The following is a 23,265-nucleotide window of genomic DNA, read 5'->3' as shown; positions in this document are numbered from 1 at the left end:
CATGAAAGGTATTGCAGAGTTGCTTTCGCCATGAACAGTGGCAGCCGGAGTGACAACGGGTTATTTTCCATAAACGAATCAGGATTGCTTTATTACTCATCATGGAAACTGAACCAGGGAATCCCCATCCAAAACAAAGGAGAAGTGGCACTGCTAAAGAGTGTACCCCGCGACAGACGTGGCCATTAACGGCAGTCCGTCGATTTCAATAGTGAAGCGTAGCCCCTTTAATGACATGATATCTCCTTACCTATCAGCCGATGTTAACCGTACCGCCACCGATAACCACCCCGCCGCAGTCCACTGCATCGCCCGTTCTGGCAGCAGGCAGGCCGTCGATAAATACCGTCCCGGAACCACCCGCTATCTTGCGCGGATGGGGGGGATGCTTCGGTTTATCGTGAGGGGTGAGGGGGTCACCCATGCGCGCGGCAGGTAACCCGTCGATAGATACGGTGGGGGAGCCTGCGATAATGACGGTTTCGTGATAACCGTCATGCCGGGTGCCTTTGTCGTTGAGTCGAGCTGCGATAGGCATATAACTTCCTTGATTTATTTGTCATTTATATTTGGAGAACTGAATTCGCTGTAAAATGCCAGAGCAAAAAAATATCCGTGCCGAATATCCAGTCAATTGGATCCCGCATAGTACAAAAACACCTCGCCACTCAATAGATATTTATTTAAACAACCCCAAAAAGGAAGTTTAAAAATCAATTGTGAAGTATCAAAAACTCTCTCAACTCATTCGATATATTATTACGCTCTAAATAATTTTTTTTATCTTCTTCAGATAAACTCATCCAAAAAGGAGACCAGTAAACATCCCACCATAACTCCATCCCTCCTTGCAGACTACCTAATGTTCCAAAATCCTCATCAGGGAAAACAATATCTGGTGCTGGTGGTTCGAATTTATTACTCCAAAGTTTTTTAATTAAATCATCACTATTGGTGATAATATCCATTACCATTTGATTAAACTCTTTGAATTTATAATAATGAAGTGTTTTCCCTTTGTAAGACATATGTCCTTTTATTTGCTCTGTTTGTCCATAGAAGCATGAAGTAATTATATTCTCTATTTTTGGCAATTCATTATATTTAATCATAAATCTTGTCGAGTATGCATATATATTTTCATTTTCCAGAGATAATAATAATGGATATGAGTTATTACGTTCTGGTAAAATGGAAAAAGATGAACGTGGATATTTTTTTTGGATACCACGTTTCATTTTAAATAAATCTAACATATTAATTTTCATCAATATAATCCGCAACCCAGTCTGCGCCATAATATCCAGCAGATCCAAATATTATACCGCCAACAAGTCCTGTTAGAAAAGCACCGGGGCCTGTTTCTATACCTACAGCCGCACCTGCAACGGATCCTATTTTGGCCCCTGCAACGAACCCACCCCAGCCTCCTGCCTGCCGCATAACTTCGGCACTTATAGGCTTTATACTTCCCGTTTCAACTGACTTTTCTGTGGCTTGTTCTAGATCATAAGCAGTAAATGCTATACCCACGACCTGGACAACTCGTCCAACTTTTGAGAAGTTTTTGACAAGATTAAGCGCTTCAGGAGTGAAAATTGCTTTAGCGGGTATTTTTTCACCTTTAACTAAGATTTCCTTATCTATATCTCGTACATAAGCCGAAATTTTATCTATGCGTTTTGCCAAATGTGGATTGTTAGTCTTGTATTCGTCAAGTGCTTTTAGAATTTCATCCGTCGTCACTAATTCAGCACCCGATGTTAACGCCTTATCAATATCAATATATATTGCTTCACCATCAAATCGAGGAGAACCATCTGGAAAAATGGAGCTTGTTGAAACATATGGCGATTTATTATTGCCCATGACATGTTCAGCAATGCCGGTAGGTGAATTATAATCCTTTGGAAGTAAACCATACCGTTCAGGATCTGTCTCGGAAAGCAATCGGAGTGGAGATAAATTCATTTTAGACAGATAAGGATTAGATTGAGAGGCATATATTTTCCTCACTAAAAAACCATCTTTGCCAGGCTCATCAACAATAATAAAGAAAAATGCCCGAGCAGGCATCAATGGACCATTTACATCGTACGTTGAATTTGAAGTTTCATTAGTTAAAGTTGATTGCTCAGACATTTACCATTTCTCCAGCGCATCAATACCTAGCCAAACGGTAAGTTTGGCTGATTCGTTAGTGAAGACTCTTTTACATAGCCCTTGCACATCAGTGAAACCTTTAAATATTTGTCCATCTTCACTACATATAAAATAAGGAACATTAACCATGGGTTTCCCCTTGTCCCCAAGTACCCGAAATTGCTCATCAAAGAGTCCCTGTGGCACACCCGGTTGCAGTATCCCCACCGGCGTCCCCGGACTTCCGCCGCCGTTCAGGTTTATCTCCGGCCCCACGATATCCACGCCACCCGCCTGAATAACGATAAACGACCCGCCAGCCTTCAGGCTGATGCTGCCGCTGCTTTCCAGCACGATATCGCCTTCCACCTTTATTCCCAGCGCGCCTGCCACTTTCCGCGCCAGGTCGCCTTTTACTTCCAGACTGTGTTTCCCTTCGACCAGACTGATATGGTTCCCCGTCGTGCTGTGCTCCTGCTTCCCTTTCACCGTCACCCTGCGGTCATTTGTTACATACAGGCCGTCGTCGTGGCTGATGTTCACCGTCCGGTCGTTCTTCACTTTCAGCGTCTGGTCATTGCCCACCGTGATGCGCCGGTCATTCGCCACCGCAGTTTTCTGGTCATGGCCACCTTCCTTTTTACTGCCCACCTTCACCGTTTGCCCCACAACCACCGTCTCCGTATGGTTGTTGTTCACCGTGGTGGTGCGGTCATGAAGTACTTCCGTGTCCATGTTCTTCTGTGCATGGATATACACCTGCTCCTTTCCGGTGGCGTCGTCGAACTTTAGCTCGTTAAAGCCGCTGCCTTTATAGGTTTTCGAGCGGATGGTCATCTGGGTTTTCGTGCCCGGCAGACTGCCCGGTGAGCGGTTGTCCTGGTGGTAGGTGCGTCCCATGATGATGGGCTGGTCTGGGTCGCCGTTGAGGAAGTCCACAATCACCTCCTGGCCCACACGCGGAATGGCGAGATTACCGAACCCGGCTCCGGCCCAGGCCTGCGATACCCGTACCCAGCAGGAGCTGTCCTCATTCCCCGGACAGTAACGGTCCCAGTGAAAACGAATCCGCACCCGGCCGTGTTCATCGCAGAAGATTTCCTCGCCCGCCGGTCCGGTGACAAGGGCGCTCTGGGGGCCGTCCACAGAGGGTTTTGCCGGAGGCTGCATACGCCATGTCCTGTCAGCAGGGATGGCGGCAAAGTGGTTTTCCAGCGTGGTGCCCTGTCCTTCGCTGCCGTGCAGGGCCTGGGGCTGGCTGCCGGTCAGCATGCTGTTCACCACCTGCCACTCCCGGTTCAGAGTGTCTGACGGATGTCCCGTCAGCCGGAAGCGTTTCCCCGGGCGCAGTACCGGCGAGTGACTGATGCAGGTCGCCGTCTCCGTATCATGCCGCCAGCCCTCAATCTGGTAGCGGGCAAAGGCCTGTCCGTGGGATTCGTCCTTAAAGCGACCGGGATAATCGAAGATTTCATACTGCGTGCGCTGGCCGTTGAGGTTTTCGGCGGCACGGCTGTACCAGCCCGGCCAGGCGGGTGTTTTAAAGGTGTAGTCCTGAGTCTCGACGGAGGAGGGACCGGTCCGTGCCCGGTAACGAAAGCTGCTGATGCAGGCTGTGGAGACTTCCGTGGCGGTGTTAGGGTTGAAGGGGATTTCCCCCAGAGTCGATACCCCGGCCACATCATCACACAGTACCAGCTTCTGCTCCGGACCTTCCGGGGGCGTCCAGTCAAAGTAAAAGATACCTTCTTCCGCCCACAGACGGGTCAGAAAATCCAGGTCGGTTTCGCCATACTGAACGCAGAACTCGCGTGCCGGGTGCGGTTCATAAAACACCGGTGTCCACTCCGTCACACCATTTTCATTCAATAAGGTGGAGGAGATGGTCCGGATATCCTGCTGCTGGAAGATGCGAAAGTTCTGGCGCAGGCCGCAGCGCCAGAGGGGAGGGACAATGGTGAGGTGATAACACATCTGCCAGTGGTTGTTTTCGCCGGATGACACTTCATTCACGATGCCGCTGACATAACGCTGTGCCACTGCACCCTGCCAGATAATGAGTACAGCGTTCTTTTCGAGAAAATCGGTGGCGACGAGGTCGGGCAGGCCGCTGGCGATATCCACGTCAAGCACAAAGGGGGTGGAGTGGCGCTGGTAAAGGCTGAAGCTCACCACGGCAGTGGTCATCTCCGGCAGGCCGTCGATTTTCAGCGTAAAGCGCAGTCCATGCTGTGACATGAGTACTCTCCCTGATTTACCTTATCAGCCAACATTTTTAAATACTGAAATTATGAAGCGGTGCCTGTTTCGTTGTAGACATCGTGTCTTTATCGGATATTCAAACGTTTCTACTGTGAAACAGTAAAAAACCATAGCGTCTTGAGAGATGAAACGATGTGAGAGGGCTAGCGTATAGCCTCAATTCGGAAAACATTCAGGGAATATTTGTTAAAGGAATATTGGTGAGAAAACATTATTAAAATAGATGATTAATATCAGGCGGTGTGCTGAACCGGCGTATCTCACGGCAGTGATTAACGAGTTAGCAAGGATCAATTTTATGCGGGGTTGCGGCGCCAACAATGACAGTGTAATTGACTGCGCCGCGAGCGAGATTCTGGCGTACTTCCACGAGAACTTAGGTTAAACCGTTTCCAGCCACTGCACCGCGTCTGCGTTCAGAGTAAAGGGCGTGGGAGTGCAGACGGCCAGGCTCAGGTTATCGAGCTGGCAATGGCTCAGCGAAAGCCCGGAGTCAAAGGTGCTGTCGACGCTGACGATCTGCCACGCGCTGCCGCCGCGTTGTTTCACGATTGCCTCTTTTTGCGTCCAGATGCGCCAGAAGGCGGCGAGCTGCCGATCCGGATGTTCCGCTTCCACTTCGGCATGTTCGCCGAGGCTGAAGACCGCATTTGCCAGCGAGCGCCAGTTGGCGCGTGGGCGGATGATTTCGAGATCGCAACCCACTTCGCCTTCGTCGCTCAGCAGCAGGGCGATATCGTCACCGCTATGGCTCAGGTTGAACCACAGCGACGTCTCGGGTGAAAACGCGGGTTTCCCCTGTTCGCCGTAAACAATCTCCGGCAGCGGCGAGAGGGTGTGGGAAAGCAGAACGCGACCGGCCAGCCAGCGTGCGCGTCGCGGACCCTGCGGCGCCAGATCGGTTAACGCAGACGGCAAGGCGCCTGCGCTGAGTGTCGAAACTTTTCCCAGTACGATCCGATACATGTCAGGACCAACGTTTAATGATGATGGACGTATTGATGCCGCCAAACGCAAAGTTGTTGCTCTGTAAGAATTCACAATCAATCTTGCGGGCTTCACCCATGATGTAATCCAGCGCGCCGCAGTTGGCGTCGGGCTGTTTTAAGTTTAGCGTAGGCGCAAACCAGCCTTCACGCATCATTTGCAGACTCATCCAGGCTTCCAGCGCGCCACAGGCACCAAGGGTATGCCCAAAATAACTTTTCAGCGAGGAGATTGGCACATTATCGCCATAAATTGCGGCAGTCGCCTGACTTTCCGCAATATCGCCACGATCCGTCGCCGTGCCGTGTGCGGAAATATAGCCGATATCCAGCGCGTTTAATCCTGCCATTTTCAGCGACTGTTCCATGCAAATTTGCATGGTTTCCCGTTGTGGCTGGGTGATATGTGCGGCGTCGCAGTTGGTGGCAAACCCGATGATTTCACCGTAAATCGTCGCGCCGCGTGCTTTGGCGTGTTCCAGTTCTTCAAGGATCAACGTCCCGGCGCCTTCGCCAATCACCAGCCCATCGCGCTGTTCATCGAACGGCGACGGCGTGGTTTTCGGTCGATCGTTGCGCTGACTGGTGGCGAACAGCGTATCAAACACCGCCGCTTCCGACGGGCACAACTCTTCCGCGCCGCCTGCTACCATCACGGTTTGATAACCGTGGCGAATCGCTTCCCATGCATAGCCAATCGCCTGGCTGCCGGACGTGCAGGCGCTGGAGGTGGGGATCACGCGTCCGCGCAGGCCGAAAAACAGCCCGGTATTGACGGCGGTGGTGTGCGGCATCATCTGCACATAGGTGGTGCCGGTAATGTTATTGGTGTGCTTTTCGGTCAGCATGGTGGCAAATTCGCTCACCGGGCCAGTACTGCCGGTGGATGAGCCATACGCAATACCCGTTTCTCCGTTGGTGAGCACGTCGTCGCCAATCAGTCCAGCCTGTTCGAGCGCCAGTTCGGTGGCGCGGGTAGACATCAACGACACTCGACCCATCGCACGGATGCGCTTACGGGTGTAATGCTCCGGCAGCGTGAAATCATCGATCGGCGCGCCCAGCAGGGTATGTAGCCCGTCATAAACCTGCCACTCCGGCATTTTGCGCACGGCGTTTTCATAGGCCCGCAGTCGGGCGGAAACATCCTGCCAGTTTTCCCCAAAGGCGGTGACGCCGCCCATGCCCGTTATCACCACGCGACGTGTCATAACATCCCTCCATTGATGGAAATCACCTGACGGGTGACGTAGCTCGCCACATCCGACATCAAATAGCTGGCAAGCCCGGCGACTTCGTCCGCCTGACCCATGCGTTTCATTGGGATCATCGCCATCGCTTCCTTCAGCGCGGCCTCTTCCATTTCGATCATTCCGGTGTCGATCAGCCCCGGCGCGATGCAGTTGACGGTTATTTTGCGTTTCGCAAGTTCAATCGCCAGCGCTTTGGTGGCGCCGATAATCCCGGCTTTGGCGGCGCTATAGTTTACCTGCCCACGATTGCCCATTACGCCGGACACCGACGACAGGGTGATAATCCGACCGCCCTGGCGCGCGCCGATCATTGGCATGATGCACGGCTGAATGACGTTATAAAAACTGTCGAGGTTAGTGTGGATCACCGTGTCCCAGTCACTGTCGCTGAGTGCCGGGAAGGCGGCATCGCGGGCAATGCCTGCATTGCTGACTACGCCGTACCATGCGCCATGCGCCTCGATATCCTGTTCCAGTACTTCGCGGCACTGCTCGCGGTTCGCCACGTCGAAACTGAGCAGACGCCCTGCGCCACCGACGGCGAGAATGGCATCCAGCGTCTCCTGCGCGCCCTGTGCATCACGATGGTAGTGGACGCCGACCACAAAGCCGTCCGCTGCCAACTAGCGGGCGATTGCGCGACCGATGCCTTTGCTGGCGCCGGTAACTAAAACTGAACGACTCATGCGGACGCTCCTTGTTGAAATAGAGAATGAAGTTCTTCTGCCGATGGCTGGAAGGTATTAACGCGGCCTGTCGCCAGTGTCTCTTCGTCGGCGGTAATCGCGCATTCGAAGCTGCCGAAACGGTCGTCCTGCATCAGCAACTTAACGGTAATGGATACGGTTTTGCCTGCGGGCAGAACGCCGGCTGTGCAAATCAGTTCGCGCGCGCCGAGCACCATCCCGAGTGAGATCGCTCCCTGACCCTGCTGATGGCGGTGCCAGCCGGACCAGACGCCGACGGTCTGCGCCATCAGTTCCAGTGCGAACCAGCCGGGTAAATTGCCTTGCGGATCAAGGAACGGTGCGAGAACGCCGCCGCTCGCCACTGTGACGCAACAAATAGCGGTGTCTTCGCCCACGCGAACCACCTCTTCGAGTAGCAGCATGGGCGCGTCGTGCGGCAGGTATTCGCCGGGTGATAAATAGTGGCTCATGACATTCTCCCGAGCAGAATACTGGTGTTATTGCCGCCAAAGGCGAACGAATTCGACAAGATAAACGGGCGTTCAAGCGGCTGAGGTTGCTCGATGATGCCGCAGGGCGGCAGCGCCGGATCGCGCGGCGACAGGCTAAAGTCCTGTACTGGCAGAGGCAGGTCATGCTGCAAAATCAGCATGCTGAGCGCCGCTTCGGTAATCCCTGCCGCGCCCAGCGTGTGGCCAGTCAGGTGTTTGGTCGAGCTGCACGGGACGCGCTCGCCAAACAGCGCGTTGACCACCCTGGATTCGATCTGGTCGTTCAGCGGCGTGGCGGTGCCATGCAGATTGATGTAACCCACCTGTTCGGGGGTGAGACCGGCATTGTCCAGCGCCTGCTGGATGGCGCGAATGGCCCCAACGCCCTCCGGGTGCGGTGCCGAAATATGGTGCGCGTCGCTGGATTCCCCTACGCCAAGCAGCGCGATGGGCTGTGGCTCGCGGGTCAACAGCATCAGCGCCGCGCCTTCGCCAATAGTAATACCGCTTCGGTCGCGGGCAAACGGCAGACAGCGCGTCGGCGAGAGCGATTCGAGACTGTGGAAGCCGTTGATCGGCATCCGGCTCAGGGTATCTGCGCCGCCGACGATGGCGACGTCCACGAGATCGGATTCAATTAAGCGGCGTCCGCTGATGATAGCGCGAGCGCTGGAGGAGCAGGCGGTGGAGAGGGTGAATGCCGGACCGTCCAGCTTCAGCCAGTGGCTGAGAAAGCGCGACGGGTCGCCCAGTTCCTGCTGCGCGTACTGCCAGTGATGGCTCTCTTCGCCGTTCAGCGTCAGGTTAACGTGTGTGTCGCCTTCATCCAGACCGGACGTGCTGGTGCCGAGCACCACCGCAACCCGATCGCGACCGTAGCGCGCAATGGCCTCATCCACCTGCAGCTGGATCTGCCTGAGCGCCGCCAGCAGCAGCTGATTGTTGCGCGAACGGTGGGCGCTAAAGTCGTCTGGAATGGCGGGCAGTTCGCCGTCCACGCCAGCAAGTACCGCGTGCGGATGCCCCTGTAACCAGCCGGTGCGCGGGCGCATGCCGGGTGCAACGCCATGCGTCAGGTTGGCGGCTATTTCATCGGTATCGTTGCCCAAGGCGTTAATCATGCCCACCGCAGAAATGTAAATCATATCAGTCACCCAGATATTGAATGGTGATGTGGTATTTAAAGACATGCTGTTCGATGCTGATCGGCTCGCGCTTGCCTTTGCGGTTCAGGTAGGTGATTTCGGTCACCAGCGTGCCGCGAGCATTACGCAGTTCACGCCTGTCGCCGCTGTCCGTCAACGTCCAGCCTTTCGGCAACTGCGGCTGCCAGGTGCTAATCGGCCAGTGGCTGAGCATGACGTCAGCCAGCACCTGACTGGCGGGCGGCAATTGTGGAACCACGATGGACTGCTCGGTGTGCAACCCTTTGTCATCGTAAGTGACGAGGAACAGACGAATACCCACCGACGACAGCCCCGCCAGCGTGATTTTTTTATCATCGGCATTCAGCATCACCAGCAGCGACTGGGTTTTGCCGTTAAAGCGGCCGGTGAGCAACTGCTGAGCGTTCACTGCCGGAGTGATACCCGGCGCAGGCAGTGTCACCCGCGTACCTGGCTCCAGCCACGCCTGCGGGCGGCCTTGCTGATCTTTTGGCGAGTGGCTGCAGCCGGTGAGTAACAGCGCAAAGAGGCCCAGCGCTAACTGCGCGATGGCGCTACGCTTATTGGGGCTACGCCAACCTGTTGACCCGCCAGGCCGGATAAGGCGTAGCCGCCATCCGGTAAAAAGATGTTTAATCATTTTCGTTTTTTCTCTCTTTTCGTCGGCATCGCCAGAGGGGAAAGCAGGAACGCGGTAAAAATGCCGCTGACCAGCACAATGCCAAAACTGCTGATCGCCTGGGTGGCGCTAAAGACCAGCATGCCGAGCGTCAGCAGAGTGGTCATCATCGCCAGCGTGATAGCCAGCAGGGAAGTGAGCGGCGTCCCACGCGGATTACTGAAAAACAGCGTGTAGTTAATGCCGATCCCCAGCACCAGTACCAGCGCCAACAGCGAGAACAGATTGACCGCATGCCCGCTCAATGCCAGCACCGCCAGACCGCAGCCCAAAGAGAGCACCGACGGCACGAGGCTGACCAATCCTCTGCGCCAGCCCAACCGCGCGATCGCGCCGCAGGCAATTACCGCCAGCGCGATAAACAATAAACCGGTCAGTACGTTGCGATACAGTGCAAACAGGTTGTCAAAGGTGCTTTTGCGATCGACCCACGCGACACCGGGATATTTCTCGCTAAGCGCGTTGAGCGCAGCGCTCTGGGTCACGCCTTCCACGGGCACCAGTACACCGCTTTCGCCGTGAGGCAGGCTCAACCACAACAGTCGCCAACCTTCGCTGGCCGGGCTGGCAAGCCAGGCGTCAACGGTTACCGGCATAGGGGTTAGATCGGGATTGACCGTCGTCAGCCCGGCGTTGTTCAGGGCCTGAATGACCGTGGGTGCAGCGTTTTTCAGCAAGGCGAGATCCTGCTGCTGACGAGCCAGTGAATTCAACGGGAGCGTGCGATAGCCGTTGAGCAGTCCCTCTTTTTTCGCCTGCGCCAGCGCGGGGACAAAGGCTTCCAGCCGTTCTAGCGTCTGCTGGGCGGAGTCGCCGTACACCACAAACCACTTCTGATCGACACTCTGTCCGGTCAGCGTAGTAATGGTTTTTTCCTGCGCCAGAATGTGCTGCGGCAGCGCCTGCAACTGGGAGATATCATCATCCACGCGTAGGGTCGCCAGACCAGCCAGTGAGAAAAGCGCGAGTGCCACCGGCAAACCGACGGAAAGCGTTTTATTGCGTCGCCAGGCGGCAAGCCAGCGCAGCATCAGCACCATCGCCGGAACCGGACGCACCGGTAGCCCGCGACACAGCCACGGATGCCAGAAAATCACCGTCAGGCACGAGGCGCTCAGTCCTGCCGCCGCAAATACCGCCATCTGGCGAATGCCGGGGAAGGGGGCGAGCATCATAATCAGGTAGGCCGCGACGGTGGTCAGCAGCGCCAGCAGCAGGGCATTTCGCACTTTTGCCAGACTTTGCCAGGGCGAGGTTTCCGCGCCATGCACCATCCGTTCGGTCAGGTAATACAACGTGTAGTCGGCGGAGATGCCGATGATGCTCATGCTCATCACCAGCGTCATCAGATGCAGTTCACCGAAGAACAGCAGCGTGACGACGGTTCCCGCCAGCGCGCCAATGCCAATTGACAGCAGACACAGCAGCAGCGGGCGCAGCGAGCGGAATACCGCGACAATCAGCAGCAGCACGCCCAGCACTGTCGCCACGCCAAGCGTGGAGACATCCTGTTTTGCCTGTTGGCTGGCGTAATCGCTGTAGAATACCGTGCCACGCGACAGTAGCTGCGCCTGGGGATAGCGCGCTTTCAGCGCCTCTGCAAGCGCGCTGAGCGTGGTCACCAGATGATGCGTCTGTTGCATATCGAACGACGAACCGGCCAGTTCGCCATGCAGCAGATACCAGTAATTTCCCTCGCGGTCCTGCGCCACCAGCCAGCCGTCCATCAGCCGCAGACGCTGACCATTTTCGGCCATCGCTAACTGTGAGCCGCGCATCAGCATTAGCGGGTCGTTTTGCAGCTCTTTACCGCTGACGCCGGAAAACGCGGAATAGAGCTGAGACAGGATCCATTGCGCCTGCGCGTCGCCGCCGTTTTGTAGGCGGGTGCGAGTTTGCGGGTCGATCAAACCGTTGCGGTGCTGCCAAAAGAACTCGCCCCACGCCTGTTGGCTGTTGGCATCCATTGGGCCTTTTACCTCAGCCAGCGCCTGTGATTGTTGCAGCATCGCCAGCCAGTTACGGGCGATTGTCGGGTCCGCCTTTTTACCGGGACTGACCAACCAGACCAGCTGGCGGTCAAGACGCTGCATAAAGCCGTCATTCAGGGCTGGCGGAATCGCTCCCAGCGCCTGTTTTGGCAGCATCGCCAGCACGCTGCTGTTGAGCCGCGCCTGAGGCAGCAACATCAGCAACACGCCCAGCATCATGATGCAGGCGATTCCCCATAACAGCGCGGGGCGTTTACTGGGCGGCAAAGCGTTGGCGTTCGTCATCAGTCAGTTGCGCAGGCGTCAGTTGGTGTTGGGAAAGCACGATATCCGTGCGGTCGCCCTGTTTGTCGTTTAGCTCAATACGTTCCAGATAGGTTTTTCCGGCCAGGTCGATGGTGGCAAAGATCTTATCCAGTGGCGTGGTGACAGGCGTCAGGCGTAGCGTCCAGCGGCCCTCTCCGCGATCTGCAAACTCCACGCGGAAGTTTTGCTCCAGCACTTTGCGGTCGGCCTGAAACAGCCCGCGCAGCAGGTGGTTAAACTGGAACATCTGCGGGTTGTTATCGGCGGTGATAGTCTGCGGCGGCTGACCGTTGATGGCCTGCACCATTCGCGTATCGTCCAGCAGCAATTGCATCGGGAACGGACGGGTTTGATCCCACAAAAGCCCCTGGTCGCGGGCGATCAACATTGTTCCTGCGGATCGCAGCGGCTGCGGCAGATCTTTTATCGTCCGGGTTTGATCGAAATGCGCGCGGATCACCGGCTGTTCGGTAAAGCGCTGTTGCAGTTCATCCAGTGTCAGGGCGCTGACGAACGGGCTGACGAGCAGTGCCAGCAGCGGCAGAAACCTCATGGCGTCACCCCCATTCGTTCAAACAGAATGTCCGGGCAGACGAAGCACATTTCGCGGCTTTTCTCTTCCACCGCGACCTGAATGGTGTAGCCCGTCGTCGCGCGTTTCCCGCTTTCAGCATCGAAGATTTCATAGCCAATGCGCAGGCGGTTTTCGAACTCTTCCAGACGCGCCCGCACGCGAATGCGCTGCTCAAAGGTCAGCGGATGGCGGTATTTCACGCGGGTATCCACCACGGGCCACAGGTAGCCGGAGGCTTTCATCTGGCGATAGCCATAGTCGAACTGGTTAAGCAGCGCTTCGCGGGCAATTTCGAAGTAGCGGAAGTAGTTGCCGTGCCACGCCACGCCCATCATGTCGACGTCATGAAACGGAATGGTCAGCTCGACTTCAGCCGTAAAGCGGGGATCGTTCAGCACCCTTTACTCCTTGTTTTTGGGTTCCGGCAATTGCCAGAAATCGAAAAAGTTAAACCAGTCGAGCGGCGACTGTAACGCGTAATGTTCAAGACGTTCGGTATAGCGGTCGATGGTCTGCTGTAGCGCCTGCTGGCGTTCGGCGCGCGGCAAGACCAGCGGATCGGCGAACGGCTCGCAGTGAATGCACAGCTTCTCCTGCTGACGCAGGGCAAAGAGGAGATCCACCGGGCAGCGCAAAATCGAGGCGAGGATAAATGGCCCCTGCGGGAACGGGGCGGCTTGCCCCATGAAACGACTCCAGCAGACGCGCCATTCGCCGCCACGTTGGGGATTTACCGCAATGCGATCGCCGACAATAGCAATCCATTCCCCGCGCTCCAGCTTCTCTTTGAGCGCAATGGCGGTGTCCGGGCCGATGCCGGTCACTGGGATCAGGTTGAGTCCGGCCTGCGGGGCCATCTCTTCCATAATCTGCTTAAAACGCCGGGCATTATCGCTGAACACCAGCGCGTTGATGGTTTTGCTGCCCTGCAACTGCGCCAGCGCGCGACAGGCTTCAACATCGCCCAGGTGCGAGGCCAGCAGCAGCTTGCCGCGAGGATCGCTCACATTCAGCGCTGCTTCAGCCCCTGGCGCAAACACCACGTCGCGACCAAAATGCAGTTCACCGCGCCAACTGGCGATTTTATCGAGCATCGCGTTACCAAAACGCAGGAAGTGTTGGTAGCTGGTGAGGTTAGCCGGCACCGGTCTCTGCCGCGCGGCCAATTGCTCACGCACGCGGGCGATCCAGTTCTGTGAGGCCCGGCGAGCGGTGGACGCCGTCAGCCAGTAAACACCGACCACCGGATACAGCAGCAAGGTGAACGCCTTTCGTCCCAGCAGCCGCCAGACCAGCAGCATCAGGCGCATTCCCCACAGCCCTTTCACCTCCTGCTGGCGCGCCCAGTGCGGCGACGTTCGACGCAGCAGCAGTGACGGGATGCGCGGCAACATGCCGAAGAACAGGCGCGTATGCATCAGCGAAATGCGACAGTTATCTTTGAAAGCATCGAAGTGCGACAGCCCGTCCGGCGGATAGGTCACGCGAGTCGGGACAAAATAGCTGGGGGTGCCCTGCCACCAGAGACGCACCATCACTTCGGTGTCAAAATCCATTCGCTTACCGAGCGTTACCCGCTGCGCCAGCTGGCGCGTGGGGGCGACAGGGTAGACGCGAAAGCCGCACATACTGTCTTTCAGTTGCAGGGAAAGGGTTTCAATCCATACCCAGACATGGGTTATCCAGCGCCCGTACAGACGCGAACGGGGAATGGAATCATCATAAATCGGCTGTCCGGAGATCAGCGCGGCGGGATGGGCCTGCGCCAGTTCCAGCAGTTTTGGAATGTCTTCAATGGCATGTTGACCGTCGGCATCGACCTGGACGGCATGGGTAAATCCGGCCTCTGCCGCCGCCTCTAATCCGCGGATCACCGCCGCGCCTTTTCCGGCATTTTCCGCCAGACGGATTAAGGTCAGACCGGAGGTGTCCTCGGCGAGTCTGTCCAGTTCCTGCTGCGTGGCGGCATCGCTGCCGTCGTCCACCACAATACACGGCAGATTAAACGGCTGCAGGCGTGTCAGGACACGCGGCATCATGGCGCCGTGGTTATAGCAGGGGATCAGCACGCAGGGGGAAAAGGTTAACGACATAGCCGGATCTTCCCGCTGCTGGCGGTATGGCGCGCGTCGCCATCGTGGCGTTGATAGCTGAACGTCAGGATCTGACGCGCTTCCTGCCAGCTCAGCGTTAGCGTGACGGTGTTTTCCGGCAGCAGTGGTGCCTGGAACTTCACGTTCTGAATGCTGTGAAAACGCCAGCCGGGAGCGAGCAGAGTGGTGGCATAGTGCATCACCCAGTCAATCTGTGCGACGCCCGGCAGCAGCGGCTGCACGGCAAAATGGCCGCTAAACCAAAAAAGAGAAGGATCGAGATGCAAGACGATCTCGACCTGTTGGGGCTGTGCCTGATGGCGCTCAATTTCATGGGGTATCATGAAACAACTCCTGTAATTGCGCATAGACACGCTTATTCATACTGTTGACCGGGATTTCGTCGATCACCCGCCAGTAACGCGGTACGGCGACCGGCTCGAGCCACGGTAGCAGTGCTCGCCGCCACGTCAGCTCCTGGGTTTTTCCACCGCTGTTCTGCCAGCGATGGCGCGCCTCGTCATCCAGTACCAGCAGTACGCCCACGCCCTGGCGACCGCCACGGGTGATCGGCAGGGCGGCGACCTCGCGGATGCCCTTTAGTTCCAGCAGGCGTTGTTCGACTTCGCTGAGCGAAATACGCTTCTCTTCAATTTTAACGACCCGTCCACGGCGTCCCATCAGGCGGAACTGACCGTTTGGCTCAAACTGCAGGATATCGTCAAGCAGCAGACCGTTAGCGTCGGCAATCAGCGGAGAAAAGACGCGAAATGCGGCATCTTCTGCGGTAAATGACACGCCTGGGAAGGGCAGCCAGGTGACATTCTCCTGCTGGCGATAGCGCCAGGCCAGAATACCGGTTTCGGTGCTGCCGTAGATTTCATCCGGCCAGACGTTCAGCCAGGCGGCGGTTTGCGTGACGTCCTGCCACGGTAGCATGCCGCCAGCCGACAAAATCATTGCCACCGGCGGTGCGGGAAGCTGGTGGTCGAGACGTTTTAAAAACGCCGGGCTGCTGATAAACACATAGCGATGTTCGTGACCCAACGCAGCCAGTTGCTCCGCGTAGTAGAGCATGGATGCATGCAGCGGCAGACCGAGCGCCATTGGCAGGAAAATACGAAACGTCAGACCGTACAGATGCTGCGGCACGACGGAGGCTACCACTCTGCACCCCGCCAGGCGGTCGGCAAAGCGCGCCGCCAGCAGTTCGGCTTCATGGTCCAGACGGGCAATGGGTTTGACGATGCGCTTCGGTTGCCCCGTCGAGCCGGAGGTAAACAGCTCGACATATGCATCGTGGCGCAGGGGCGGGAAGAGGCACGCTTCATCGCTGAGCGTCATTGCTGAGCTAACCACCCACAGCGGCCCCTGCCAGCCGAGCGTTTTATCGCTCAGTACGCCATCAAACAACGCCCGCTGTTCGTCGAGCAAAGAGACGCGGTTATGCCCCGGGATCACGGGTGTTTTCCCCGCATGCAGGGTCGCCAGCAGCGCGACAATAAACAGATAGCTGTTTTCAAAACAGAGCGCCCAGCGATCGCCTTTTTGCTGTTGCAGGCGTGTCATCAACTCCGCGACATCGTGGCGCAAGTGACCGAGCGTCCAGTGGCGTTCATCCTGCCAGGCGACAGGCGTGTTCGCTGGACGGGGGGAGGTGAGCCATTCGGCAAGCGTCAGGGTCTGTTTCATTGCAAGTCTCGATTCATCATCCAATGGCGTACCAGCCATTCGCTGCCCATCAGTAACCCCATCAGCAGGTAGGCAATCATGCCATTCCATGCGGTCCACATTGCCATATCGCCGTGGAGGGCGGTAAACAACGCCACGCCGCCGTTGAAGATAAAAAAGGCGCACCAGATCTGCGTCACCCGGCGGGTGTAACGCACCGCCACAGCCGGGAGTTGGGGATCGCGCAGTCGCGCCAGTCGTTCAACGATGGGCATCGATGACCAGAGCGAACCGCCAAAAACGGCAAGCATGACGGCATTCACCACAACCGGATAAAACAGCAGAAGCTGATGGGTTTTAAGCAGGTAGCTGGCGACGCACAGGGTGATACCCACTGCGGCCACCACCTGGGTGACGACGCGCAGCGGACCCGCCTGTCGCCGGGTCTGGCGAAAGCGTAAGAACAGCAATAGTGCCATCAGCGGCAGTAACCACTGCAGGCTGTGGTGCGCCAGGCCAAACCAAATCAGGAAAGGCCAGGCAAGCAGCAGAACGCCTGTCAGCACAGGCAACGCGCGAACGCCCGACACGGCGAATCAGGCTTCTTTAAGCAGGCGTTCTACCGCGTCAACGACATCCTGCACGGTGCGTACGGCTTTGAACTCTTCCGGTTTGATCTTCTTACCGGTTTTCTTTTGCAGATGGACGATCATGTCGACGGCGTCGATGCTGTCCAGCTCAAGATCGTCGTACAGACGCGCTTCAGGTTTGATCTCCTGCGGGTCTATCTCAAACAGCTTAACCAGCAGCGCAGAGACTTCGTTATAAATGGCGTATTGATCGGTCATAACGGACTCTCCTCAGGCACGTTGCGCATTAATGAACGATGCCAGCGTGGCGACGGAGAAGAAGTGCTGGCGCATCTCTTCACTTTCCGCAGACAGCACCACGCCGTACTGATTTTTTACCGCCAGTCCCAGTTCCAGGGCATCAATCGAGTCCAGCCCCAGGCCGTCGCCAAACAGCGCCGCCTCGGTGTCAATGTCGTCTGTTGACAGTTCGTCCAGATTCAATGTTGTTATGATGAGATTTTTAATTTCAAGATAAAGCGCTTGCATCATTAATTCCTGAGAGAGGTAACGTACCTGGTTGTAATTGAAGCAAAAGATGCCGGTTTAGCTGTCTTGCCGCCAGCGCCGGTTCTTGTAAATTTGCGTCGTAAAAGTGGTCGATCTTTACCCGCTCGCGTACCTCGACGGTAAACAGCGGTTTTACGGGCGGCACCTGATACCATTTGCTTTCTTTATCCAGCATGCGCTGGCTGCAATGGATGGTCACCACGCGAATATCGCTGCCGCAGCGCACGGCGATATTCGCCGCGCCGCGTTGCAGCGTCATGGTCTCGCCGGGGCGAGTGCGGGTGCCTTCGGGGAAAATTAAAATCGTATCGCCCTGCGCCAGGCGTTGCTGACTGGCCGGTAACAGGGCGTCGGCTTGGCTGTTCACCAGATAATCCGCAGCACGCACTACGCCGCTGAGGAACGGGTTCTTCAGCAGCGCGCTCTTCACCAGACAGTCTGTTTCGGGCATCACCGACGCCAGCAGGACATAATCGATCAGGGTGGGGTGATTGGCGACCACCAGACATCCGCGTTCCTGACGCAAAATATCCACCCCGTTCATCTGATAATCCAGCACGCCCAGCACTCGGGTTACCGTTAAAAAGAGACGGAAGCTGGCGGCAATGCTGCGTCGGGCAATGCGGCGACGCCGGGCATTGTCCCATACGAACACTAATAAAACGTTAAACCAGACGACCGAAAGCAGCAGCCCGCCGAGTCCGAAGAGGGCGAAGCAGAAGCCGGTCATGGCGATTCGCCAGAGTCGGTTCAGCGTGGAGATAACCCCTTTCATGACCGACTCCAGTGCCAGTTCACTCGCTCACCCGGAAGGGAGAACGAGCGGGCATTCTGCAAATAGTGCTGTAAAAACAACAGGCTTTGCGGGAGTGGCGTTTCAGCGCCAGCCTGAGCCGGTTCACTCTGACACACCCAGTCGTTACCTGCTTCGCAGACCAGCGCGGTAGCGTACGGCCAGGTTGGCATATTTTCCGGAAGGCGCGGGTGGTAAAACTCGGGAAGAAAACCGTCGAAATCGACCATCAGCACGCGCTGATAACCCGCCTGTAGCAGGCAGATGACTTCACATAGCCCCTGCTGGAAGGTATCGCGCCCGGCGGAAAGTGATGACGAGACGATAGGGTGCTTAGCCGCGATAGTCAGGTTGCCCACCGCTGAATTGTGTACCGACAGGGCAAAATCGGTCGGCGAGAGCGCCTGTTCTGTCGCCAGTGCGTGCAGAATCCGGTAGTTACGTTCGAGCTCTCCGTGGCGACTGGTGTATAGCACCGCATCAATATCGTGGCGACGCAACATCGCCAGTCCGCACTCGACGGCCAGTTTACTGCCGGAGCTTAGACGACGGGAGGTCATCATCGGCAGTTCACGCAGTTTGCCTTGTGCCGCCGACGGATCGATGGCGTGCGGATGCCGTGACCATTGCAGCCACTGTATCAATTCGCTCAGACCTGGCGCCATCGCCCGCCAGTCGGTAATGTTTAGTGAGAATTTCATCAACGCGCGTCCGCGGTAAACCGGTGATTCCAGTAGCGTTCAGATGCTACTTTGTTATTTTTTCTTTTGACATATCAATAAGGTATGTCCAACGCCTAAGTTGTCGTGGCGTTCGTCCACCTGGAACCCTGCCTTGTCCAGATAGCCATAAAATTTCTCTGCGCTGTAGAAACGGCTGTTGCCGTTCGCCATGCAGGTAAAATAAAGCGAAGACGCATTCAAACTGAATGAGGCGGCTTCAAAACGCTGCGCATCCCAGAACAGCTCCATAATGCACAGTCTTGCGCCGGGTTTCATCACACGGGCAACCTTGCTGAGCATGGCGACAATTTGCTCCGGTGAAAAACAGTCAAGAAATTGACTCATCCACCAGATATCGGCCTCAGTGGGTAAAGGCGTATCGCCAAGCATATCCACCGCATGAAAACCGATGCGATCGGATAATCCTGCATTTTCGATATTTTCGCGGGCAAGTGCAATTTGTTGTGGCAAATCTAATAACGTTATCGCGATATTTTCGTCGAATTGACTACAGCGTATTGCCCATTTTCCCGTATTTCCGCCTACATCGTACAGGGTTGCAGGACAACTGGCGAATACATGCGGTAATGCGGCGTCAAACGCCCCATCAGAATAGTAATGATCGAAGGCGAACCAACTTTCACGCGCGGACGGTGGTAATTGCGACAATGCCGGATAAATAGTTGGCCAGTCGCCAAACACTTTTAACCCGGACGGTTTTCCTTCTTTCAGAGCATTCTCTAAAAAGAACAATCCCTGATAACAGACGTCGTGGGTGAAATCCATATTCACGCGAGTCATCGTGTCATGCAAAAGGAAATGTCCGATTTTCGCCAGATAATAGCGTCCCGCTTTATGGGTGATGATGCGTCCGCTTAATCCCATATCCAGCAAGACACCGACTGCATATTCGTTAACGTGACTGTTTTCGGTGATCTCTTCCAGTGTTGCACCCTGTTTTCCCTGGCGGTCAAGATACGCCAGCACATCAGCATTTCGCAGGCAAAGTGCGGTTTGAAACAGCATGGGGGCGAAGGCGATACGCTGCGCTTCCGTGATCGCATCCAGTGCGCTGAGGGAGTCCTGTTCGTACATAGCGAGTACAACCTGTTAAAAGACAAAAAGAGGTTATCGGGCCGCAAACGACCCGACTTTAGGAGATATTACAGACCCGCACCCGCAGACAGGTTCAACTGAATATCTTTATCCAGGTTACGGACCCAACGGTTGTAGTTTTTATGAATTTTACCGCCAGAAGCCTGCAGGTTGAAGCTGCTGTCGTATTTGATATCGTAGCTGGAGGCGGTGTAGGTAATACGCACTTCTGCAACGTGGTCGCGAGACTGCTGACGCGCTTTGATCACGCCCGGGCCCACTTCCGTCATGATCCATTTACGCTGAACGCCTGCTTTCAGGATCGCGTTTTTCACCTGATCCTGAGTATGGCCTGCGGTCACCGAAGAGTGCACCTGATCGATGGGGGCAGTACGCGCACAACCTGCCAGCGCACCGACAACGGCAATCGCCGCAAACCACTTAATGTATTGTTTCATGAAAACTCCCTATCAAAATTACTATTTATATTAACGTTGAATGCATTTCTGAATTGCGTTTTAGTTACAATGATACCGACTATTTTTAATGTTAACTTTGACGGGACACCGTGAAAATTCTGAAATTAATTCATGCAGGCTGAAGACGTTTATCTTCCGGATTATCATGGTATTAGTTAATTTTCACTTAAATTAAATTGTCGATACCATTTAATTTGAATTAAATGCACTGCGGAAAAACCTGGAACTCATTTCGCGAAGGAAACCGCGCTTATTGAAACATCCAGGTAACAAAAGCGCGCCTTATAATACTTTCACCGGTAAGGGAATAAAACTACCCTGGTTGGTAGGGCGGGTTTATCCCGGTAATCGATTTTTCGGTCGCCCAGGGCCCAGTAATATTGCCAGTTTGCTGCCGCCCGTTGTGGTCTCCATCCAGATTTTACAGACGCTGGTCAGGGGAACGGAGAGCAACATCCCCACCGGGCCGAGCAACCAGCCCCAGATCAGTAAAGAAAGGAACACCACCAGCGTCGACATGCCCAGGCGATGCCCCATCATGCGCGGTTCAACCATGTTGCCCAATACCATATGGACTATCAGGAACAGAGCACCCACCAGCACACACTCATAAACGCCGTTGAAAAGCAGCGCCTGAACCATCGGTGGAACGGCGGAAATCACCGAGCCAATATTGGGTACATAGTTCAGCAGGAACGCTAGCACTCCCCACATCAGGGCAAACTGAATGTTCAACAGTTCCAGCCCCAACCAGACAATGACCCCGGTCCACAGGCTGAGCAGCGTTTTTAACGCCAGATAGTGAGAGACCCCCTTCAGCGCCCTGTGCAGTCCGGCGATGTGGATTTGCGGATTGTGCAGTGCAAAACGCATTTTGTAGGGCACATGGCGGACCTCAAACAACATAAAGACAACCGTCATCACCAACAACACCACGCTGGCCATCGCCCCCGAGAGGCCGGTCATCAGCGTGGTGGTGAAGGTGACTATTTTCTCCGAATCCATGCGTTGCAACATGCGCTCTGGCGACATATGCAGATTCAGAAATGGCATCATATCTTGCAGATACAAAAGCTTACGTGTCAGCTCCTTGTTGTATTTCGGCAGCATGGCAATAAATTCATTCACCGAGGCCGCCAGCACGCCAATCAGCGCGGTGAGCACGAACAGCATCACGACCACCACAATGGTGATCGCCACCGGGCGTTTCACTCCCCGCCGGATAAACCAGGTGACCAGTGGATTGAGGACAATGGCGAAAAAGAGCGCCAGTAATAGTTGCACAATGATATCTGCGGCGGCGTGGATCCCGGCGAGAATGACGACCAGCGAGGCCAGTTTGAGCAGAATATGTAGACCGGCTTTGTCGGGTTGAGGGGTTGTCATGTTTACATCCTTTTTTGATTTTCATTAAGTGTAGCGGCTCGCTGGCTGCCGATATTCCTAATCTGGCTGCTGATTTTCCCGGCGTGGCGTGGTAGAAATGAAACATTGTTGTAAAAACGTGGTGATCCCCATGCCCGAACCCGTCGCTGAACCGGCGCTTACTGGATTGCGCCTCAATCTGCGCATTGTTTCTGTTGTGATGTTCAACTGTGCCAGCTACCTGACCATCGGCCTGCCGCTCGCGGTTTTGCCTGGCTATGTGCATGATGTTATGGGGTTTAGCGCCTTCTGGGCGGGGCTGGTCATCAGCCTGCAATACTTCGCGACTTTGCTCAGTCGCCCTCATGCCGGACGCTATGCTGATCTGCTCGGGCCAAAAAAGATTGTGGTTTTTGGCCTGTGCGGCTGTTTTCTCAGCGGGGCGGGCTATTTTCTGGCAGGAAGCGCCAGTAGCTGGCCGGTTGTCAGTTTGCTGCTGCTGTGTCTGGGCCGCGTGATTCTGGGGATTGGACAGAGTTTCGCCGGGACCGGCTCGACGCTATGGGGTGTTGGCGTGGTGGGCTCGTTGCACATCGGGCGGGTGATTTCCTGGAACGGTATTGTGACTTACGGGGCGATGGCGGTCGGCGCGCCGCTCGGCGTGCTGTTTTACCGTTGGGGCGGACTACAGGGATTAGCGCTGATTATCATGGGTATCGCGCTGCTGGCCATTTTGTTAGCGATTCCGCGCCCTGCGGTGAAAGCGAGCAAAGGGAAGCCTTTGCCGTTTCGCGCGGTGCTTGGACGCGTCTGGCTATACGGAATGGCCCTGGCGCTGGCCTCGGCGGGTTTCGGGGTGATAGCCACCTTTATCACGCTGTTCTATGACGCCAAAGGCTGGGATGGCGCGGCATTCGCGCTCACCCTGTTTAGCTGTGCGTTTGTCGGAACGCGTTTGCTGTTTCCCAACGGCATCAATCGCCTGGGCGGTCTGAATGTGGCGATGATCTGCTTTAGCGTCGAGATAGTCGGACTGCTGCTGGTGGGAGTGGCGATGATGCCGTGGATGGCAAAAATCGGTGTGCTGCTGACAGGAATGGGTTTTTCGCTGGTCTTCCCGGCGCTTGGCGTGGTGGCGGTCAAAGCGGTGCCGCAGCAGAATCAGGGCTCGGCGCTGGCGACGTATACGGTGTTTATGGATCTGTCGCTGGGGGTGACGGGACCGTTGGCTGGGCTGGTGATGACCTGGGCTGGCGTGCCGGTCATTTACCTGGCGGCGGCAGGGCTGGTGGCGGTTGCGTTGCTGCTAACCTGGCGGTTAAAAAAACGGCCTCTGCAGGAATCGCCAGAGGCCGTCTCGTCGTCCTGA

At 55.8% G+C, this 23,265-nt stretch carries 26 protein-coding genes; 2 read left to right on the top strand and 24 right to left on the bottom strand.

What is annotated here, in order from left to right; genetic code table 11:
- Positions 1–253 precede the first annotated feature (253 nt).
- From C2U53_RS08190 to tssI, 4 genes are all read right to left on the bottom strand, one after another.
- On the bottom strand, positions 254–538 hold the full coding sequence (locus tag C2U53_RS08190; RefSeq protein WP_042998513.1) for a type VI secretion system PAAR protein: 285 nt from the start codon (positions 536–538) through the stop codon (positions 254–256).
- A 175-nt stretch (positions 539–713) separates the two neighbouring features.
- Complete coding sequence (locus tag C2U53_RS08185; protein ID WP_155273640.1) at positions 714–1,268, bottom strand: hypothetical protein; 555 nt, start codon at positions 1,266–1,268, stop codon at positions 714–716.
- Positions 1,258–2,142, bottom strand: coding sequence for a membrane protein (locus tag C2U53_RS08180; protein WP_044267282.1), 885 nt, complete (start codon positions 2,140–2,142; stop codon positions 1,258–1,260). Before C2U53_RS08180 ends, C2U53_RS08185 begins: the two co-directional genes overlap by 11 nt.
- Positions 2,143–4,380 (bottom strand): type VI secretion system tip protein TssI/VgrG, encoded by a 2,238-nt coding sequence (tssI, locus tag C2U53_RS08175; RefSeq protein ID WP_104445790.1) that lies wholly within the window; start codon positions 4,378–4,380, stop codon positions 2,143–2,145.
- 247 nt (positions 4,381–4,627) lie between these two features.
- Here tssI and C2U53_RS08170 point away from each other — a divergent pair, with 247 nt between their 5' ends.
- Positions 4,628–4,789: a phenolic acid decarboxylase gene (locus C2U53_RS08170; RefSeq protein WP_082195301.1), complete on the top strand. Its 162-nt coding sequence runs from the start codon at positions 4,628–4,630 to the stop codon at positions 4,787–4,789.
- On the opposite strand, the gene acpT is transcribed toward C2U53_RS08170, so the two are convergent.
- From acpT to C2U53_RS08070, 20 genes are all read right to left on the bottom strand, one after another.
- Positions 4,786–5,370, bottom strand: coding sequence for a 4'-phosphopantetheinyl transferase AcpT (gene acpT, locus C2U53_RS08165; RefSeq protein ID WP_061069332.1), 585 nt, complete (start codon positions 5,368–5,370; stop codon positions 4,786–4,788). The two genes, C2U53_RS08170 and acpT, sit on opposite strands and share 4 nt — an antisense overlap.
- 1 nt (position 5,371) lies before the next feature.
- Positions 5,372–6,601, bottom strand: coding sequence for a beta-ketoacyl-ACP synthase (locus tag C2U53_RS08160; RefSeq protein ID WP_104445789.1), 1,230 nt, complete (start codon positions 6,599–6,601; stop codon positions 5,372–5,374).
- Complete coding sequence (locus tag C2U53_RS08155) at positions 6,598–7,266, bottom strand: 3-ketoacyl-ACP reductase FabG2 (protein ID WP_246876151.1); 669 nt, start codon at positions 7,264–7,266, stop codon at positions 6,598–6,600. Before C2U53_RS08155 ends, C2U53_RS08160 begins: the two co-directional genes overlap by 4 nt.
- A gap of 59 nt (positions 7,267–7,325) precedes the next feature.
- A complete protein-coding gene (locus C2U53_RS08150; protein ID WP_044263913.1) occupies positions 7,326–7,802 on the bottom strand; it encodes a 3-hydroxy-fatty acyl-ACP dehydratase in 477 nt (158 codons plus the stop codon).
- The gene (locus tag C2U53_RS08145; RefSeq protein ID WP_104445788.1) at positions 7,799–8,968 is read right to left on the bottom strand and encodes a beta-ketoacyl-[acyl-carrier-protein] synthase family protein; all 1,170 of its coding nucleotides are present in this window, start codon (positions 8,966–8,968) and stop codon (positions 7,799–7,801) included. Before C2U53_RS08145 ends, C2U53_RS08150 begins: the two co-directional genes overlap by 4 nt.
- A gap of 1 nt (position 8,969) precedes the next feature.
- Positions 8,970–9,626 (bottom strand): DUF3261 domain-containing protein, encoded by a 657-nt coding sequence (locus tag C2U53_RS08140; RefSeq protein ID WP_371415064.1) that lies wholly within the window; start codon positions 9,624–9,626, stop codon positions 8,970–8,972.
- A complete protein-coding gene (locus C2U53_RS08135; protein ID WP_104445786.1) occupies positions 9,626–11,944 on the bottom strand; it encodes an MMPL family transporter in 2,319 nt (772 codons plus the stop codon). The genes C2U53_RS08140 and C2U53_RS08135 overlap by 1 nt, the downstream gene beginning before the upstream one ends.
- Complete coding sequence (locus C2U53_RS08130) at positions 11,913–12,518, bottom strand: outer membrane lipoprotein carrier protein LolA (RefSeq protein WP_044263906.1); 606 nt, start codon at positions 12,516–12,518, stop codon at positions 11,913–11,915. The genes C2U53_RS08135 and C2U53_RS08130 overlap by 32 nt, the downstream gene beginning before the upstream one ends.
- The gene (locus tag C2U53_RS08125; RefSeq protein WP_042998503.1) at positions 12,515–12,937 is read right to left on the bottom strand and encodes a thioesterase family protein; all 423 of its coding nucleotides are present in this window, start codon (positions 12,935–12,937) and stop codon (positions 12,515–12,517) included. Before C2U53_RS08125 ends, C2U53_RS08130 begins: the two co-directional genes overlap by 4 nt.
- Positions 12,938–12,940: 3 nt before the next feature.
- Entirely contained in the window at positions 12,941–14,632 is a 1,692-nt protein-coding gene (locus C2U53_RS08120) for a glycosyltransferase (RefSeq protein WP_104445785.1), read from the bottom strand.
- Complete coding sequence (locus C2U53_RS08115) at positions 14,623–14,976, bottom strand: beta-hydroxyacyl-ACP dehydratase (protein WP_044263902.1); 354 nt, start codon at positions 14,974–14,976, stop codon at positions 14,623–14,625. The genes C2U53_RS08120 and C2U53_RS08115 overlap by 10 nt, the downstream gene beginning before the upstream one ends.
- Complete coding sequence (locus C2U53_RS08110; RefSeq protein WP_104445784.1) at positions 14,963–16,324, bottom strand: AMP-binding protein; 1,362 nt, start codon at positions 16,322–16,324, stop codon at positions 14,963–14,965. Before C2U53_RS08110 ends, C2U53_RS08115 begins: the two co-directional genes overlap by 14 nt.
- Entirely contained in the window at positions 16,321–16,893 is a 573-nt protein-coding gene (locus tag C2U53_RS08105) for a hypothetical protein (protein ID WP_044263899.1), read from the bottom strand. The genes C2U53_RS08110 and C2U53_RS08105 overlap by 4 nt, the downstream gene beginning before the upstream one ends.
- 6 nt (positions 16,894–16,899) lie before the next feature.
- A complete protein-coding gene (locus C2U53_RS08100) occupies positions 16,900–17,151 on the bottom strand; it encodes an acyl carrier protein (protein WP_104445783.1) in 252 nt (83 codons plus the stop codon).
- Positions 17,152–17,163: 12 nt separating this feature from the next.
- Positions 17,164–17,421 (bottom strand): phosphopantetheine-binding protein, encoded by a 258-nt coding sequence (locus C2U53_RS08095; RefSeq protein ID WP_042998497.1) that lies wholly within the window; start codon positions 17,419–17,421, stop codon positions 17,164–17,166.
- Positions 17,402–18,235, bottom strand: a complete 834-nt coding sequence (locus tag C2U53_RS08090) for a 1-acyl-sn-glycerol-3-phosphate acyltransferase (protein WP_369700151.1) — start codon at positions 18,233–18,235, stop codon at positions 17,402–17,404. Before C2U53_RS08090 ends, C2U53_RS08095 begins: the two co-directional genes overlap by 20 nt.
- A complete protein-coding gene (locus C2U53_RS08085; protein ID WP_044327246.1) occupies positions 18,214–18,936 on the bottom strand; it encodes a beta-ketoacyl synthase chain length factor in 723 nt (240 codons plus the stop codon). The genes C2U53_RS08090 and C2U53_RS08085 overlap by 22 nt, the downstream gene beginning before the upstream one ends.
- A gap of 54 nt (positions 18,937–18,990) precedes the next feature.
- On the bottom strand, positions 18,991–20,052 hold the full coding sequence (locus tag C2U53_RS08080) for a methyltransferase (RefSeq protein WP_044253599.1): 1,062 nt from the start codon (positions 20,050–20,052) through the stop codon (positions 18,991–18,993).
- A 68-nt stretch (positions 20,053–20,120) separates the two neighbouring features.
- Positions 20,121–20,498 (bottom strand): hypothetical protein, encoded by a 378-nt coding sequence (locus C2U53_RS08075; protein ID WP_155985544.1) that lies wholly within the window; start codon positions 20,496–20,498, stop codon positions 20,121–20,123.
- A gap of 369 nt (positions 20,499–20,867) precedes the next feature.
- The gene (locus C2U53_RS08070) at positions 20,868–21,917 is read right to left on the bottom strand and encodes an AI-2E family transporter (protein ID WP_042998492.1); all 1,050 of its coding nucleotides are present in this window, start codon (positions 21,915–21,917) and stop codon (positions 20,868–20,870) included.
- A gap of 97 nt (positions 21,918–22,014) precedes the next feature.
- On the opposite strand from C2U53_RS08070, the gene C2U53_RS08065 reads away from it, so the two are divergent.
- On the top strand, positions 22,015–23,265 hold the full coding sequence (locus C2U53_RS08065; RefSeq protein WP_071888335.1) for an MFS transporter: 1,251 nt from the start codon (positions 22,015–22,017) through the stop codon (positions 23,263–23,265).

The sequence above is a fragment of the Citrobacter sp. CFNIH10 genome, assembly GCF_002934585.1.
Classification (GTDB): domain Bacteria; phylum Pseudomonadota; class Gammaproteobacteria; order Enterobacterales; family Enterobacteriaceae; genus Citrobacter_A; species Citrobacter_A amalonaticus.
The sequence above is the reverse complement of the archived record's forward strand: the minus strand, read 5'-3'. Positions and strand labels throughout refer to the sequence as shown.

Coding starts and splice junctions, on each gene's coding strand:
- C2U53_RS08100 (WP_104445783.1), bottom strand. CDS start 17,151: ATGACCGATCAATACGCCATTTATAACGAAGTCTCTGCGCTGCTGGTT.
- C2U53_RS08145 (WP_104445788.1), bottom strand. CDS start 8,968: ATGATTTACATTTCTGCGGTGGGCATGATTAACGCCTTGGGCAACGAT.
- C2U53_RS08110 (WP_104445784.1), bottom strand. CDS start 16,324: ATGAAACAGACCCTGACGCTTGCCGAATGGCTCACCTCCCCCCGTCCA.
- C2U53_RS08115 (WP_044263902.1), bottom strand. CDS start 14,976: ATGATACCCCATGAAATTGAGCGCCATCAGGCACAGCCCCAACAGGTC.
- tssI (WP_104445790.1), bottom strand. CDS start 4,380: ATGTCACAGCATGGACTGCGCTTTACGCTGAAAATCGACGGCCTGCCG.
- C2U53_RS08170 (WP_082195301.1), top strand. CDS start 4,628: ATGATTAATATCAGGCGGTGTGCTGAACCGGCGTATCTCACGGCAGTG.
- C2U53_RS08130 (WP_044263906.1), bottom strand. CDS start 12,518: ATGAGGTTTCTGCCGCTGCTGGCACTGCTCGTCAGCCCGTTCGTCAGC.
- C2U53_RS08190 (WP_042998513.1), bottom strand. CDS start 538: ATGCCTATCGCAGCTCGACTCAACGACAAAGGCACCCGGCATGACGGT.
- C2U53_RS08120 (WP_104445785.1), bottom strand. CDS start 14,632: ATGTCGTTAACCTTTTCCCCCTGCGTGCTGATCCCCTGCTATAACCAC.
- C2U53_RS08070 (WP_042998492.1), bottom strand. CDS start 21,917: ATGACAACCCCTCAACCCGACAAAGCCGGTCTACATATTCTGCTCAAA.
- C2U53_RS08085 (WP_044327246.1), bottom strand. CDS start 18,936: ATGAAATTCTCACTAAACATTACCGACTGGCGGGCGATGGCGCCAGGT.
- C2U53_RS08080 (WP_044253599.1), bottom strand. CDS start 20,052: ATGTACGAACAGGACTCCCTCAGCGCACTGGATGCGATCACGGAAGCG.
- C2U53_RS08185 (WP_155273640.1), bottom strand. CDS start 1,268: ATGAAAATTAATATGTTAGATTTATTTAAAATGAAACGTGGTATCCAA.
- C2U53_RS08065 (WP_071888335.1), top strand. CDS start 22,015: ATGAAACATTGTTGTAAAAACGTGGTGATCCCCATGCCCGAACCCGTC.
- C2U53_RS08180 (WP_044267282.1), bottom strand. CDS start 2,142: ATGTCTGAGCAATCAACTTTAACTAATGAAACTTCAAATTCAACGTAC.
- acpT (WP_061069332.1), bottom strand. CDS start 5,370: ATGTATCGGATCGTACTGGGAAAAGTTTCGACACTCAGCGCAGGCGCC.
- C2U53_RS08135 (WP_104445786.1), bottom strand. CDS start 11,944: ATGACGAACGCCAACGCTTTGCCGCCCAGTAAACGCCCCGCGCTGTTA.
- C2U53_RS08095 (WP_042998497.1), bottom strand. CDS start 17,421: ATGCAAGCGCTTTATCTTGAAATTAAAAATCTCATCATAACAACATTG.
- C2U53_RS08150 (WP_044263913.1), bottom strand. CDS start 7,802: ATGAGCCACTATTTATCACCCGGCGAATACCTGCCGCACGACGCGCCC.
- C2U53_RS08160 (WP_104445789.1), bottom strand. CDS start 6,601: ATGACACGTCGCGTGGTGATAACGGGCATGGGCGGCGTCACCGCCTTT.